At 61.0% G+C, this 14,454-nt stretch carries 12 protein-coding genes; 5 read left to right on the top strand and 7 right to left on the bottom strand.

What is annotated here, in order from left to right:
- The first annotated feature begins 175 nt into the window (after window positions 1–175).
- Window positions 176–364 (top strand): hypothetical protein, encoded by a 189-nt coding sequence (locus AAEO81_RS09165; protein ID WP_166596628.1) that lies wholly within the window; start codon window positions 176–178, stop codon window positions 362–364.
- A gap of 342 nt (window positions 365–706) precedes the next feature.
- Here the strand turns inward: AAEO81_RS09165 and AAEO81_RS09160 are convergent, their stop codons facing one another.
- From AAEO81_RS09160 to AAEO81_RS09130, 7 genes are all read right to left on the bottom strand, one after another.
- On the bottom strand, window positions 707–1,249 hold the full coding sequence (locus tag AAEO81_RS09160) for a DUF2058 domain-containing protein (RefSeq protein ID WP_341963026.1): 543 nt from the start codon (window positions 1,247–1,249) through the stop codon (window positions 707–709).
- A gap of 26 nt (window positions 1,250–1,275) precedes the next feature.
- Window positions 1,276–2,109 (bottom strand): nucleoside triphosphate pyrophosphohydrolase, encoded by an 834-nt coding sequence (mazG, locus tag AAEO81_RS09155; protein ID WP_341963025.1) that lies wholly within the window; start codon window positions 2,107–2,109, stop codon window positions 1,276–1,278.
- Between the two features lie 97 nt (window positions 2,110–2,206).
- Complete coding sequence (gene relA, locus AAEO81_RS09150) at window positions 2,207–4,450, bottom strand: GTP diphosphokinase (RefSeq protein ID WP_341963024.1); 2,244 nt, start codon at window positions 4,448–4,450, stop codon at window positions 2,207–2,209.
- 161 nt (window positions 4,451–4,611) lie between these two features.
- On the bottom strand, window positions 4,612–5,967 hold the full coding sequence (gene rlmD / locus AAEO81_RS09145) for a 23S rRNA (uracil(1939)-C(5))-methyltransferase RlmD (protein ID WP_341963022.1): 1,356 nt from the start codon (window positions 5,965–5,967) through the stop codon (window positions 4,612–4,614).
- Complete coding sequence (gene cysM, locus AAEO81_RS09140) at window positions 5,967–6,869, bottom strand: cysteine synthase CysM (protein WP_166596623.1); 903 nt, start codon at window positions 6,867–6,869, stop codon at window positions 5,967–5,969. The genes rlmD and cysM overlap by 1 nt, the downstream gene beginning before the upstream one ends.
- A 253-nt stretch (window positions 6,870–7,122) precedes the next feature.
- A complete protein-coding gene (locus AAEO81_RS09135) occupies window positions 7,123–8,496 on the bottom strand; it encodes a sensor histidine kinase (RefSeq protein WP_341963019.1) in 1,374 nt (457 codons plus the stop codon).
- Window positions 8,489–9,220, bottom strand: a complete 732-nt coding sequence (locus tag AAEO81_RS09130) for a response regulator transcription factor (RefSeq protein WP_341963018.1) — start codon at window positions 9,218–9,220, stop codon at window positions 8,489–8,491. The genes AAEO81_RS09135 and AAEO81_RS09130 overlap by 8 nt, the downstream gene beginning before the upstream one ends.
- Before the next feature lie 238 nt (window positions 9,221–9,458).
- On the opposite strand from AAEO81_RS09130, the gene AAEO81_RS09125 reads away from it, so the two are divergent.
- The 4 genes from AAEO81_RS09125 to AAEO81_RS09110 all read left to right on the top strand — a co-directional run bounded on the left by AAEO81_RS09125 (window position 9,459) and on the right by AAEO81_RS09110 (window position 14,406).
- Window positions 9,459–12,212: an ATP-binding protein gene (locus AAEO81_RS09125; RefSeq protein ID WP_341963017.1), complete on the top strand. Its 2,754-nt coding sequence runs from the start codon at window positions 9,459–9,461 to the stop codon at window positions 12,210–12,212.
- 161 nt (window positions 12,213–12,373) lie between these two features.
- Window positions 12,374–13,357: a 2-hydroxyacid dehydrogenase gene (locus tag AAEO81_RS09120; protein ID WP_341963016.1), complete on the top strand. Its 984-nt coding sequence runs from the start codon at window positions 12,374–12,376 to the stop codon at window positions 13,355–13,357.
- 210 nt (window positions 13,358–13,567) lie between these two features.
- Window positions 13,568–14,005 carry a hypothetical protein gene (locus AAEO81_RS09115; RefSeq protein ID WP_341963014.1) on the top strand — a complete coding sequence of 146 codons (438 nt, stop codon included), beginning with the start codon at window positions 13,568–13,570 and terminating at the stop codon, window positions 14,003–14,005.
- Complete coding sequence (locus AAEO81_RS09110) at window positions 14,002–14,406, top strand: META domain-containing protein (protein WP_341963012.1); 405 nt, start codon at window positions 14,002–14,004, stop codon at window positions 14,404–14,406. Before AAEO81_RS09115 ends, AAEO81_RS09110 begins: the two co-directional genes overlap by 4 nt.
- Window positions 14,407–14,454 lie beyond the last annotated feature (48 nt).

Raw genomic sequence — 14,454 nt, 5'->3', positions numbered from 1 at the left:
AAGCGGGTGCGACATAACGCCGCACACCCTTCAAAAACAGGCATTTGCATCACTGTTACGGAATTGGCAAATAACTCTTGCAGAAATCGGTCGTTTACTTAGCAAGCTACCCAATTCTATAAAGGAGCCACTGCGACGTCCTGCCGCAGATTTCAAAGAGTCAGGAGTTTCCGATATGACTGTAACTGTAAGTGAACGCGACGACGCCCACATTTCCCACGAAAGCATCGCTGACGGCATCCAGATCTTCGAAGTGCGCCAACAAGATCAACTGGTAGGCCTGTTCCACCACGAATCGGACGCCCAGCGTTACGCATCAGAGCTTGCAGAACAAGAAGCCAAGAAAATGGCAAGCAACACGTAGTTCAAGCAACACGTCACTACTGAATCGCATCAAAACAAAACCCGCCGAGGCGGGTTTTGTCGTTTTACAGCGATATTCAGCAACTCCGATCACCCCTGTGGGAGCGAATTCATTCGCGAAGCGGGCGTACAGACGACACATCTCTATCGCCCGATCCATCTTTCGCGAATGAATTCGCTCCCACAGGGGATGTGCGAACACATCAGAAATATGTATGGCGCGGAACCTGTGGGAGCGAATTCATTCGCGATACGGTGTGACAGTCACGAAGCGACGTCGGATGTACTGGCCTCTCGCGAACGAATTCGCTTACACGGGGTTCACCGTTTGCAGGTGTCCGAGTTACCACATCAGATCGTCAGGGATCTTGTACGCGGCGTACGGATCGTCGCCATCCGGCTCTTCCGTCGGCTCGCTGAGCAACACGATACGGCGTGGGTCGCGCTCCTGCACTTTCAGCGCCGCCTCGCGAGGGATGACTTCATAGGTGCCGCCGTGGTGAACGATGGCCAGCGAACCGTTGCTCAACTTGCTGCGCATCAGCGAGTTGACCGACAGGCGCTTGACCTTCTTGTCATCGACGAAGTTGTAGTAATCCTCGGTGGTCAGCTTCGGCAGACGAGTCGCCTCGATCAGCTGCTTGACCTGCGCGGTACGGGCCTTCTGCTCGGCCTTTTCCTGCTGCTGGCGATTCAGCTCCTGATCGCGCCTGGCCTTTTCGGCCATGGCGTCCTGGGCGGCGCGCTGGGCGGCATCGTCGGCAACGGCTTGGCCCTTGTGCACCAGACGTTGCTCTTTCTGCTTGTTCTTGGCGACCTGTTTGGCCTGCTTCTCGTTGACCAGACCTGCCTTGAGCAACTGGTCACGAAGGGAAATACCCGCCATTTATCTTCTCTCTCTCAATGATCGACTCAACCGCAGTTGGGCGTGTTCTTTTCCTGGCGCTTGGCTTCGCCCCAGAGCGCATCCATTTCTTCAAGGCTGCAATCTTCGATGGGGCGGTCGGTCTCGCGCAAGGCGTGTTCGATAAAACGAAAGCGCCGCTCGAACTTGCCGTTGGCGGCGCGCAGTGCATTTTCCGGATCGACCTTGAGATGGCGTGCCAGGTTGACCACCACGAACAGCAGATCGCCGATTTCCTCGTGGATGCCTTCCTGATCATTGTCGGCCATGGCTTCAAGGACTTCCTGCAGTTCCTCGCGCACCTTGTCGACCACCGGCAGCGCTTCGGGCCAGTCGAAACCGACCTGCGACGCGCGCTTCTGCAATTTGGCAGCGCGGGACAAGGCAGGCAAAACATTCGGCACGTCGTCGAGCAACGACAACTGCTCCGGGGCCTGGGCCTTTTCGGCGCGTTCCTCGGCCTTGATCGCTTCCCAGCGGTGCTTCACCTGGTCTTCACTCAGGCGCGGCGTTTCCAGCGGGGCATACAGATCGCCTGTCGGGAACACGTGAGGGTGACGGCGAATCAGCTTGCGGGTGATGCCATCAACCACGCCGTCGAATTCGAACCGCCCTTCCTCCCGCGCCAACTGGCAGTAATACACCACCTGAAACAGCAGATCGCCCAACTCACCGCGCAGGTCATCGAAGTCGCCGCGCTCGATGGCGTCGGCCACTTCGTAGGCCTCTTCGAGAGTGTGCGGCACAATGGTCGCGTAATTCTGCTTCACATCCCACGGGCAGCCGTATTGCGGATCGCGCAGGCGGGCCATGAGATGGAGCAGGTCTTCTAGCGTATGCATTCGGAATCTCTTCACTCACATCAGCAAGCTTCGAGCTGCAAGCTACAAGCTGTCCGCGAACAACTTGCAGCTTGCAGCTTAAAACTCGAAGCTGCTTCTAGGGCGTGCGATTACGCCGCGTCTCGATGATGTTCGGCAGCTGCGAAATCCGCCCCAACAGACGACCCAACGCATCCAGCCCCGGAATCTCGATGGTCAGCGACATCAGCGCGGTGTTGTCTTCCTTGTTCGAGCGGGTGTTCACCGCCAAAACGTTGATGCGCTCGTTGAGCAGCACCTGAGAGACGTCACGCAACAGGCCGGACCGGTCGTAGGCGCGGATGATGATGTCCACCGGGTAGGTGAGGACCGGCACCGGCCCCCAACTGACCTGAATGATCCGCTCAGGCTCGCGCCCGCCCAGTTGCAACACCGAGGCGCAGTCCTGACGGTGAATGCTCACGCCACGGCCTTGAGTGATGTAACCGACGATGGCGTCGCCCGGCAACGGCTGGCAGCAGCCGGCCATTTGCGTCATCAGGTTGCCGACGCCCTGAATCTGAATGTCGCCGCGCTTGCCCGGCTTGTAACCGGTGGCCTTGCGCGGAATCAGCTCCAGTTGCTCGTTGCCCCGCTCTGGCTCGACCAGTTGCTGCGCCAGATTCATCAATTGCGCCAGACGCAGGTCGCCCGCACCGAGTGCCGCGAACATGTCTTCAGCGATCTTCATGTTGGCCTTTTCCGCCAACTTGTCGAAGTCCACCTGCGGCAACGCCAGACGCGCCAGTTCGCGCTCCAGCAACACCTTGCCCGCCGCGACGTTCTGGTCGCGCGCCTGCAGTTTGAACCAGTGAACGATCTTCGCCCGTGCCCGCGAGGTCGTGATGTAGCCGAGGTTCGAGTTCAGCCAGTCGCGGCTCGGGACCCCGTGTTTGCTGGTAATGATCTCGACCTGCTCGCCGGTTTGCAGGCTGTAGTTGAGCGGCACGATGCGCCCGTTGATCTTGGCGCCTCGGCAGTTGTGGCCAATCTCGGTGTGCACGCGATAAGCGAAGTCCAGAGGTGTCGCGCCCTTCGGCAGGTCAATGGCGTGACCGTCCGGGGTGAACACGTACACCCGGTCCGGCTCGATATCGACGCGAAGTTGCTCGGCCAGACCGCCGATGTCGCCCAGCTCTTCATGCCACTCCAGGACCTGACGCAGCCACGAGATTTTCTCTTCGTAGTGGTTGGAGCCGGACTTGACGTCAGTGCCCTTGTACTTCCAGTGCGCACAAACGCCCAGTTCGGCCTCTTCGTGCATGGCGTGGGTGCGGATCTGCACCTCCAGCACCTTGCCTTCCGGGCCGATCACGGCGGTGTGCAGGGAGCGATAGCCGTTTTCCTTGGGGTTGGCGATGTAATCGTCGAACTCTTTGGGAATGTGCCGCCACAAGGTATGGACAATGCCCAGCGCGGTGTAGCAGTCGCGCATTTCCGGGACCAGCACGCGTACGGCGCGAACGTCGTAGATCTGGCTGAATTCCAGACCCTTGCGCTGCATTTTGCGCCAGATCGAATAGATGTGTTTGGCCCGGCCACTGATGTCGGCCTTGACCCCGGTGGCCAGCAGTTCGTTTTCCAGCTGCGACATGACGTCGGTGATAAAACGTTCGCGATCCAGGCGGCGCTCATGCAGCAGTTTGGCGATCTGCTTGTACTGTTCCGGCTCCAGGTAGCGGAAGGACAGGTCCTCCAGCTCCCACTTGATGTGACCGATACCCAGTCGATGGGCCAGCGGTGCATAGATGTCGAAGACTTCACGGGCGACCCGGTTGCGCTTCTCGTCGTCGGTGTTTTTCACGGCGCGAATGGCGCACGTCCGTTCAGCCAGCTTGATCAGCGCGACACGCACGTCATCGACCATCGCCACCAGCATCTTGCGCAGGTTTTCCACCTGGGCCTGCGTGCCGAGAACGAGTGATTGCCGGGGGCTGAGACTGGCGCTGATGGCGGCCATGCGCTGCACGCCGTCAATCAGCTTGGCCACCGTCGGCCCGAAACGCTGGCTGACGTCGGGCAGAGGAATCTTGCCCTCGCGTACGGCGCGGTAAATCACGGCCGCAATCAGCGAGTCCTGGTCGAGCTTGAGGTCGGCCAGAATTTCAGCGATTTCAAGGCCCGTCTGAAAACTCGACGTGCCTTCCGCCCAGAGGTTCTTGGCGGCGTTGTCCTGTTGCTCGGCTTCCCGGGCAAATTCACAGGCTTCCTTCAAAGCCTGTCGGTCCACTGCGAGGTCGACGCTGACCACATGATCAAGCCATGCGTCGAGGTTGATACTGCCGTCTGTGTTTATCGGCTGGTGCGCTCTCACCTGTACCATGTTGCTTACCTTCCCTAAGGCGCGATGAAATGCGCCATCAGTCGCCGGCCTTCTCAGCGCATGCTCCTTGCGGGCCTTGCAAGGTCTCGCATGCGCGGGCCAGTCGGATTAAACGAGTTTCCCTGTGAGACGTCGGCTTGCTTCCTGAAGCCCTGCTTGTCTCACTTACTCGCTTCAAATAACGCCATTGCCTCGACATGTGCTGTCTGCGGGAACATATCGAGAATTCCGGCACGTTTTAATCGGTAGCCCTGCCTGATCAATTCGACCGTGTCGCGCGCCAAAGTTGCCGGGTTGCACGACACATACACCAACCGTTTGGCACCCAGTTTCCTGAGCTTGCCGACCACCTCGAACGCCCCGTCACGCGGAGGGTCGAGCAGGACCGCGGAAAAACCTTCCGCCGCCCACGGCGCTTTGTCCAGTGGTTGCGACAAGTCCGCCTGATAAAACTTCACGTTGTGCAAATCGTTGCTCGCCGCGTTCTCGGCAGCCCGTCGAACCATGACGTCGACCCCCTCCACCGCCACCACTTCGCGCGTGATTTGCGCCAGCGGTAGAGCGAAGTTACCAAGCCCGCAGAACAAGTCCAGCACTCGTTCATCCGAACGAGGCGCAAGCCACGAAAGTGCCTGGGCAATCATCGCTTCGTTGACCTGTGCGTTCACCTGCACGAAGTCGCCAGGCCGGTATGCCAGCTCCAGATTCCACGGCCCCAGGTGAAAACCCAATTGAGCGGCCGGGTCCGCAGGCTGCGGCTCGCCCTCGCCGTGCAACCAGAGTTGCGCGCCGTGGGTGTCGCAAAATGCCTTCAGGGTGTCCAGGTCCTTTTCCGCCAGCGGCGCGGTGTGGCGCAACAGCACAGCGTTAGCCGAACCGCTGAACAGCTCGACATGCCCCAGCGCCTGAGGTTTGCTCAAGCTGCGCAACATGGCCGGTAACGCCGTCATGATCGGTTGCAAGGCCTGTACCAGCACTGGGCATTCGTCGATGGCGATGATGTCCTGACTTGAGGCCGCGCGGAAGCCCACCTCCAGCTGTTTCCCCTTCGCGTCCCAGCGAACGGCGACGCGCGCGCGTCGACGGTAGGCGAATTCATCACCGGTCAACGGAGCGGCCCACTCTTCGGGCTCGACGCCTGCGACCCGGCTCAACTGCTCGGCGAGCATGCGCTGTTTGAGGGCAAGTTGTTCGTCGTGGGGCATCTGCTGCACGCTGCACCCACCGCAACGACCGAAGTGCTGGCAGGGTGCCGGGCGGCGCAACGGGCTGGCCTGAAACACGCGTTCGGTGCGCGCCTCGACCACTTTGCCGTGGGCGCCCAATACGCGCGCTTCCACCTCTTCGCCAGCCAGACTGCCCGCAACAAACCAGGTCCGGCCCTCGACGAAGCCGACGCCGCGCCCGTCGTTGGCCAGTCGTTCGATGCTCAAACGTTGCTTTTTACCGGTCGGGACCTGCGTTGTCCGGGTGCCACCACTGGGCTGGAAACGCAGGCCTGTCTCACGCTTGGCCATCAGTTGGGCGCATCGTAGACACCGGTCGACAGGTAACGGTCGCCACGGTCACAAATGATCGCGACCATGACCGCATTCTCGACTTCCTGAGACAAACGCAACATGCCCGCTACCGCGCCGCCCGAAGACACGCCGCAGAAGATGCCTTCTTCGCGGGCCAGACGACGCATCACGTCCTCGGCCTCGCTCTGGGCCATGTCCACGATGCGGTCGACACGATCGGCCTGGTAGATTTTCGGCAAGTATTCATGGGGCCAGCGACGGATGCCGGGAATCGATGCGCCGTCCATGGGTTGCAGGCCGACGATCTGAATGTCCGGATTCTGTTCCTTGAGGTAACGCGAGGTGCCCATGATGGTCCCCGTGGTTCCCATGGAACTGACGAAATGGGTGATGGTGCCGCCGGTCTGCCGCCAGATTTCCGGGCCGGTGCCGACGTAGTGCGCTTCAGGATTGTCGCCATTGGCGAACTGGTCCAGCACCTTGCCACGGCCTTCGGCCTGCATGCGCTCGGCGAGGTCGCGGGCGCCTTCCATGCCTTCTTCCTTGCTGACCAGAATCAGCTCGGCGCCATAAGCGGTCATGGCGGCCTTGCGTTCGGCGCTGGAGTTGTCCGGCATGATCAGGATCATGCGATAACCCTTGATCGCCGCAGCCATGGCCAGGGCGATGCCGGTATTGCCGGAGGTCGCTTCGATCAGGGTATCGCCCTGGTGGATCTGACCGCGCAACTCGGCACGGGTGATCATCGACAGCGCCGGACGGTCCTTCACGGAACCGGCCGGATTATTGCCTTCGAGCTTGAGCAGCAACGTGTTGCTGGTGTTCCCGGCCATGCGTTGCAGACGCACCAGCGGGGTGTTGCCGACGCAATCGGCGATGGTTTGATACTGCAGGGTCATGGCGTGTTCGAGGTCCAGACGTGCGGGGGTCGCCTATCATACCGGCAATCGCCCCAAGCCCATATCACGCAAAGTGAGGTGGGTATGGCGAAAAGGAATAAGGGCTGATAACGCGATTTCATAATGCATTGGTCCTCCTGTAGGAGTGAGCTTGCTCGCGAGCGGGCGGTACAGCGAATGCAGATTTGTCGCCAGTGCCTATGCTTCGCGAGCAAGCTCACTCCTACAGGTACGTGGGCGCGGCCAATCCAGGTCACAGTTCTGTTTCTTTGGCAGGCAAGCGCATGATCATCCGCAACCCCCTCTGGGTGTTCTCGGCCCACATGTCGCCGCCCTGCAAGCGCAAGGAATTGCGGGCGATGCTCAACCCCAACCCAAACCCTCCATCCCCGGGCCGGGCACCATCGAGGCGGATGAACGGCGCAAAGATGCGCTCAAGGTCGCTTTCGTCCACCCCGCCGCCCTGATCCTCCAGCCACAACAGCCAGTCTTCGCCCTCGCGACGCCCACACAAGCGCACGATGCCGTCGGAGGGTGAATGACGAATCGCGTTGCGCAGGATATTTTCCAGCGCCTGCGCCAAGGTATTGAGATGCCCCCGGACCCAACAGTCGCTGTCCAGATCGCAGACAAACTGCCGCGAAGGCCAGCCGCTTTCGAAACCGGCGTTGTCCACCAGCATGTCCCACAGCGCCAGCATCTGAACGTCTTCGTCGGGCAGCTTTTCTCGCTCGGCATCCAGCCACGCCAGATGCAGGGTGTCGTCCACCAACCGACGCATGCCATCGACTTCGCGGCTCAAGCGTTCGCGCAGCTCCGGCAGGCTCTGCTCACTGTCACAGGCCACCCTCAATCGGCTCAGCGGTGTGCGCAGTTCATGGGACAGGTCGCGGAGCAACTGCTGCTGAATCTGCACTGTCGATTGCAGGCGGGCGGCCATGTGATCGAAGGCACGGTTGAGTTCGCCCAATTCGTCCTGCCGTGAGGTCATCTGTGGCGACAGGCGATTGGACAGACGGTCCGCCCGCCACGCGTTGGCCTGCTCTCGCAGCTGGTTGAGCGGGCGGATGAGCAGTCGGTACAGCCCGATGCACAGCAGCAAGGTGAACAGCGCCGGAATCACGACATTGGTCAGCATCTGCCAGACCAGCGCATAACGCCCTGGCTTGAAGCGTTCCGGCAGTTCGATGATCAGGCTGCCGACGCCGGGGTCATTGGGAAAAGGGATCTTCAGCCAGGGGGTATTTTTTTGTCGGCGACTCATGGGCCAGTCGACGCCGCGCATGAAGGTCAGGCGCTGCATCTGATTGTCGTCGAGAGGGATGCTGCTCAGCGATTGCAGGTCGTGGCCGATGACGCCCACCCAGCCGGGCTCATGGCGCCGGAGTTCACGCAGCCAGTCATCGATGCCCTTCTCGTTGCCCACCACCCATGCTTGTTCCGCTTCGGCGGCATAACCGTTGAGTACGCGTCGTGCGTCTGGAGAAAGAAAGGCATTCTGGGTTTCGACATAACGCCCCCAATACCAACTGAGCCAGATCATCAGCAGGCAAAAACCCACCAGTAGAAAAGCCAGTTTCCAGAACAGCGAATGCCTGCCCGGCAAACGGGAGCGACGATCAGGCATCCGCTTCCGCCGCTGTCAGCACGTAGCCCTTGCCCCACACCGTGCGCACCTGATGCGCTTCGTAGCCAATCGCCTTGAGCTTGCGACGAATCTGGCTGACGTGCATGTCGAGGCTGCGGTCATGCTGGGAATACCCGCGCTGCAACACGTGCTGATAAAGGAAAGGTTTGCTCAGTACGTCCTCGGGGTTGCGCCACAGGGTTTCCAGCAGGCGGTATTCGCTGCGGGTCAACTGCGCGGCCTTGCGACCGAAGGTGACATCGCACAGGCCCTCGTCGAACGTCAGTTCATTGATGCTCAGTGCCACCGGTACGTCGATCACAGTGTTGAAACGGCGCTCCAGTTCAACCCGCCGCAGGATGGCTTCGATGCGCACCCGCAGCTCATCGACGCTGAAGGGTTTGGGCAGGTAATCGTCGGCGCCATGGCGAAAGCCGGTGATGCGGTCCGCTTCAGCGCCCAACGCCGACATCAGGATGATGGGCGTCGCATGGCGACGACGCAGGTGAATGAGGATGTCCAACCCGTTCATGCCTGGCAGCAAGATGTCCATCAGCACCACGTCAAAGGCCTGCTTTTGTGCACGTTCGAGCCCTTCCGAGCCGTTCTGGCACCAAGTGACGTGAAAGCCGCAACGGTCCAGTTGATCGTGGACGAACGCGCCGAGCACGGGATCGTCTTCAATGGCGAGTATGCTCGGTCGGTGGATGCTGGCGGGATTCATTGGCGTCTGCGATTGATTCTCAAGGCGGCAATTATTGGTGATTGCACGCTGGTCGGCAATGGCGACTGATCGGAGATGTGCGTAGGAGCGTTCTGTATTGACCATTTAGCCGGGAAGGCCCGCGCGCAAGTGGCTACACTGCGCAGATTACCCAAGGTCGAAAGGCAACCCTGGCGCAGGTCTTGCTGCAATCACGCGCAAGACGTGGGCATATGAACGAGATTGCCGGAGAAAAAGTGTGCTGAACAAACTGGGCATCAAAGGCCGCGTATTGCTGCTGACCCTGCTGCCGACGTGCCTCATGGCGGCGTTGTTGGGGGGCTATTTCACCTGGATGCAGCTCTCGGAACTGCAAACCCAGCTGCTCAAGCGCGGTGAAATGATCGCCAACGAGTTGGCCCCGCTGTCAGCGGCGGCCCTGGCTGCGGCGGACAAACCGATGCTGGAGCGCATCGCCGGTCAGGTGCTGGAACAGGCTGACGTTCGCGCCGTGTCCTTTCTCGACGCTGACCGCGCCATGCTCGCCCATGCCGGTCCGACCATGATCAACCAGCCGCCCATCGGCAACAGCACCCACATGTTGCAGCGGTCCGACAACGACGCCACGCGCTACCTGATGCCGGTGTTCGGTCGCAGCCGCCATTTGACCGGCGAGGTCATTCCCGACGAGGCCGATCGCCTGCTGGGTTGGGTCGAACTGGAGCTGTCCCACAACGGCACCCTGCTGCGCGGCTACCGAAGCCTGTTCGCCAGCCTGCTGCTGATCGGCGCCGGTCTGGGTCTCACCGCCATGCTCGCGCTGCGGATGAGCCGCACCATCAACGCCCCCATCGCGCAGATCAAGCACGTGGTCGCGCAATTAAAGGACGGCAATCTGGAAGCGCGACTGCCGCCCATGGGCAGCAACGAACTGGACGAACTCGGCTCGGGCATCAACCGCATGGCCGCGACGTTGCAAAACGCCCAGGAAGAATTGCAACACAGCATCGAACAGGCCACGGAAGACGTGCGCCAGAATCTGGAGACCATCGAAATCCAGAACATCGAGCTGGACCTGGCGCGCAAGGAAGCCCTTGAAGCGAGCCGTATCAAATCTGAATTCCTGGCCAACATGAGCCACGAAATCCGCACGCCGCTCAATGGCATCCTCGGCTTCACGCACCTGCTGCAAAAAAGCGAGATGACGCCACGTCAGTACGATTACCTCGGCACCATCGAAAAATCCGCCGACAACCTGTTGAGCATCATCAACGAAATCCTCGATTTCTCGAAGATCGAGGCGGGCAAGCTGGTGCTCGACGCGATCCCGTTCAACCTGCGGGATCTGTTGCAGGACACCCTGACCATCCTCGCCCCCGCCGCCCACGCCAAACAGCTGGAGCTGGTGAGTCTGGTGTACCGCGACACACCGCTGTCGCTGGTGGGTGACCCGCTGCGGCTCAAGCAAATCCTGACCAACCTGGTGAGCAACGCCATCAAGTTCACCCGGGAGGGCACCATCGTCGCCCGCGCCATGCTGGAGGACGAGCAGGACGATAAGGTGCAACTGCGCATCAGCGTCCAAGACACCGGCATCGGCCTTTCGAATCAGGACGTGCGGGCGCTGTTTCAAGCCTTTAGCCAAGCCGACAATTCTCTGTCCCGGCATTCGGGCGGCACCGGCTTGGGGCTGGTGATCTCCAAGCGTCTGATCGAGCAGATGGGCGGCGAAATCGGCGTGGAAAGCACCCCCGGAGAGGGCTCGGAATTCTGGATCAGCCTGACCCTGCCAAAAACCCGCGACGACCTCGAAGACCTGCCCGCTCCCCCGCTGATCGGGCGCCGGGCGGCGGTGCTCGAACATCACGACCTGGCGCGTCAGGCCCTGGAACACCAATTGGAAGACTGCGGCCTGCAACCCATGGTGTTCAACAACTTGGAAAACCTCATCAATGGCGTCACCGTGGTGCATCAAACACCCCACGCCATCGAAATGGCGGTGCTCGGCGTGACAGCCCATGAGCTGCCGCCCGAGCGCCTGCGTCAGCAAATCTGGGATCTGGAAAACCTCGACTGCAAAGTATTGGTGCTGTGCCCGACCACCGAGCAGGCGCTGTATCAGGTGTCGGTGCCGGACCCTTACAGCCAATTGCAGGCCAAGCCGGCCTGTACCCGAAAACTGCGGCGCGCCCTGTCGGAGCTGGTCAGCCCGAAACAGCTGCGCACCGAAGTGCCCGAGCCGGTGTCCAGCCGTCCGCCACGTATCCTTTGCGTGGACGACAACCCGGCCAACCTGTTGCTGGTGCAAACCCTGCTCGAAGACATGGGGGCCAAGGTGCTCGCGGTGGACAGCGGCTATGCAGCGGTTCAGGCGGTACAAGACGAAACGTTCGATCTGGTGCTAATGGACGTGCAGATGCCGGGCATGGACGGCCGCCAGGCGACCGAAGCGATTCGCGGCTGGGAAACCGAGCGCCAGATCACCTCGCTGCCCATCGTCGCCCTCACCGCCCACGCCATGGCCAACGAAAAACGTGCGCTCTTGCAAAGCGGCATGGACGATTACCTGACCAAACCGATCAGCGAGCGGCAACTGGCTCAGGTGGTGTTGAAGTGGACCGGCCTGGCCCTGCGCAATCAAGCGCCGGAACGTCATCATGAAATCAGCCACAGCAGCCTGAACATGCAGGTGCTGGATCATGAGGAAGGCTTACGCCTGGCGGCGGGCAAGGCCGATCTGGCTGCGGACATGCTGGCGATGTTGCTGGCCTCGCTGAACACCGACCGTGAAGCCATTCGCTCGGCCCGCGAAGCGAGCGATCATGTCGCGTTGATCGAGCGCGTCCATCGTCTGCACGGCGCGACCCGTTACTGCGGCGTGCCGCAACTGCGGGCCGCCTGCCAACGCAGCGAAACCCTGCTCAAACAGGATTCGCCGGACAGCGACAAAGCGCTGGATGAGCTGGAAAAGGCCATCACACGGCTGGAGATCGAAGCGCGGGTGAGCGCTTGATGTGGGTCAATTGCCTATAAGCAGTGTCACTGTAGGAGTGAGCTTGCTCGCGATGACCATCTCTCAGTGACAGAGTTGTAGACTGACAAACCCTCATCGCGAGCAAGCTCACTCCTACAGGGGTGTAGTGTCAGTCATGAACTCCGTTGGAAGGAACCCCCATGCGCACCCTCCTCTACAGCAGCCAGACCTACGACCGCGACAGCTTCCTCGCCGCAAAGGCCCCAGCGGGCATCGACCTGCACTTCCAGCCTGCACGCCTGACGCTTGACACCGTGGCACTGGCCAGCGGCTACCCGGTGGTGTGCGCTTTCATCAATGACGACTTGAGCACACCGGTCCTCGAACGTCTGGCAGCGGGCGGCACGAAGCTGATTGCCTTGCGCTCAGCGGGTTTCAACCACGTGAACCTGCCGACCGCCCAGCGTCTGGGCATCAGCGTCGTGCGCGTCCCGGCCTACTCGCCCCATGCGGTGGCGGAGCATGCCGTGGCCTTGATTCTGGCGTTGAATCGTCATTTGCATCGCGCCTACAACCGCACCCGCGATGGCGATTTCACCCTGCACGGTCTGACCGGGTTCGATCTGGTGGGCAAGACAGTGGGCGTGGTCGGCACCGGGCAGATCGGCGCCACGTTTGCGAAGATCATGGCGGGATTCGGCTGCCAACTGCTGGCCTACGATCCCTTTCCCAATCCGCAGGTCGAAGCGCTCGGTGCACGCTACTTGCCGCTGGATGAACTGCTCGCCAACGCGCAGATCATCAGCCTTCATTGCCCGCTCAACGAACACACCCGGCATGTGATCAACGAGGCGTCGCTGTCGCAGATGCAGCGTGGCGCGATGTTGATCAATACCGGGCGCGGCGCGCTGGTCGACACCCCGGCGCTGATCGACGCGCTGAAATCCGGCCAGTTGGGCTATCTGGGGCTGGACGTCTATGAAGAAGAGGCGCATCTGTTTTTCGAGGACCGTTCGGACTTGCCCTTGCAGGACGACGTTTTGGCGCGGTTGCTGACATTCCCCAATGTGGTGATCACCGCCCATCAGGCTTTCCTGACCCGCGAGGCGCTCGGCGCGATTGCGCAGACGACGCTGGAGAACATTGCGGGCTGGGCGAGTGGCAGTCCGCAGAATCTGGTCTGAACGCCGATCACCCTGTGGGAGCGAATTCATTCGCGAAGCGGACGTACAGACGGCACATCTCTATCGCCTGATCCATCTTTCGTCGGTATGCCGCCCAGAATGAATTCGCTCCCACAGGTCGTGCGTCACCCTTGCGCTGCGCTCGGCCGTCGACCGGCGCGGGCAGTTCAGTTCTAAAGTGTTAGCATGCGCGCCTATTTGGAGACCCCCATGGCCGAACACGATTTTCGCTACAGCATGCTGACCCCGCACCACACCCTGATCGAATGCCGCAGCCTCGCGGTCGGTCGTTATCAAGTGACTGGCAACGGTGGCTCGATCAAGCACGACGACGTGCTGCTCGTCACCGTCAAAGGCAGCAAAGACCTGTACATGCGCCTGAACGTCGAAAAAGTCCGCCACCTGATCAACCCGCCCGGGCAGTGGGTTGCGGTGGCCAACGGCCCGGCGTTCACCGAGCTGGCGATTCATCAGTGGAAGGTCAACTGCAACGGCTGTGGCAAAGAGCAGGACATCGAGTTCATGGTGGACGCCAAAGAAGGCAAGAAAGCCCTGAAGCCCGCCGCCACTGCGCGCATTGCCGAGCTGGGTTGGAAGACCGTCGGCGAGAACCACCTGTGCCCGGCCTGCGCCAAGAACGCTGCATGAAAACGCTCTGGCTGACCCTGATGGCCGCGACCTTGCTGACGGGTTGCGCCACCGACACCGACGCCCTCAAGCGTAACCACGGTTACGTGCTGGAGTGGATCGGGGAACGCCCGTTGATCGACAGCAGCCACCTGACCATGACCCTGGGCAAGGATGGCCGGGCGTATGGCAATGCGGGTTGCAATCACTGGTTCGCCGGGTATCGGCTGGAGGGCGACTCGATCACGTTCGGCCCGGTTGGCAGCACCCACAAACTCTGCGCCCCGGCGTTGATGGAGCAGGAACACCGGTTCCTCGAAGCGTTGGGCAAGGTTCAGCATTGGGACGTGTCGGAGGTCGAGCAGCTGGAGCTGTGGCCGGCCGAGGGTTTGCCGCTCAGATTCTGGCTGGATGAAAACTGACTTTCCGACTGTAGGAGTGAGCTTGCTCGCGATTGCGTTTTTTCTGTG

Source organism: Pseudomonas sp. RC10 (genome assembly GCF_038397775.1).
Taxonomy (GTDB): domain Bacteria; phylum Pseudomonadota; class Gammaproteobacteria; order Pseudomonadales; family Pseudomonadaceae; genus Aquipseudomonas; species Aquipseudomonas bambusae.
The sequence above is the reverse complement of the archived record's forward strand: the minus strand, read 5'-3'. Positions and strand labels throughout refer to the sequence as shown.

Coding starts and splice junctions, on each gene's coding strand:
- AAEO81_RS09165 (WP_166596628.1), top strand. CDS start 176: ATGACTGTAACTGTAAGTGAACGCGACGACGCCCACATTTCCCACGAA.
- AAEO81_RS09160 (WP_341963026.1), bottom strand. CDS start 1,249: ATGGCGGGTATTTCCCTTCGTGACCAGTTGCTCAAGGCAGGTCTGGTC.
- mazG (WP_341963025.1), bottom strand. CDS start 2,109: ATGCATACGCTAGAAGACCTGCTCCATCTCATGGCCCGCCTGCGCGAT.
- relA (WP_341963024.1), bottom strand. CDS start 4,450: ATGGTACAGGTGAGAGCGCACCAGCCGATAAACACAGACGGCAGTATC.
- rlmD (WP_341963022.1), bottom strand. CDS start 5,967: ATGGCCAAGCGTGAGACAGGCCTGCGTTTCCAGCCCAGTGGTGGCACC.
- cysM (WP_166596623.1), bottom strand. CDS start 6,869: ATGACCCTGCAGTATCAAACCATCGCCGATTGCGTCGGCAACACCCCG.
- AAEO81_RS09135 (WP_341963019.1), bottom strand. CDS start 8,496: ATGCCTGATCGTCGCTCCCGTTTGCCGGGCAGGCATTCGCTGTTCTGG.
- AAEO81_RS09130 (WP_341963018.1), bottom strand. CDS start 9,220: ATGAATCCCGCCAGCATCCACCGACCGAGCATACTCGCCATTGAAGAC.
- AAEO81_RS09120 (WP_341963016.1), top strand. CDS start 12,374: ATGCGCACCCTCCTCTACAGCAGCCAGACCTACGACCGCGACAGCTTC.
- AAEO81_RS09115 (WP_341963014.1), top strand. CDS start 13,568: ATGGCCGAACACGATTTTCGCTACAGCATGCTGACCCCGCACCACACC.
- AAEO81_RS09110 (WP_341963012.1), top strand. CDS start 14,002: ATGAAAACGCTCTGGCTGACCCTGATGGCCGCGACCTTGCTGACGGGT.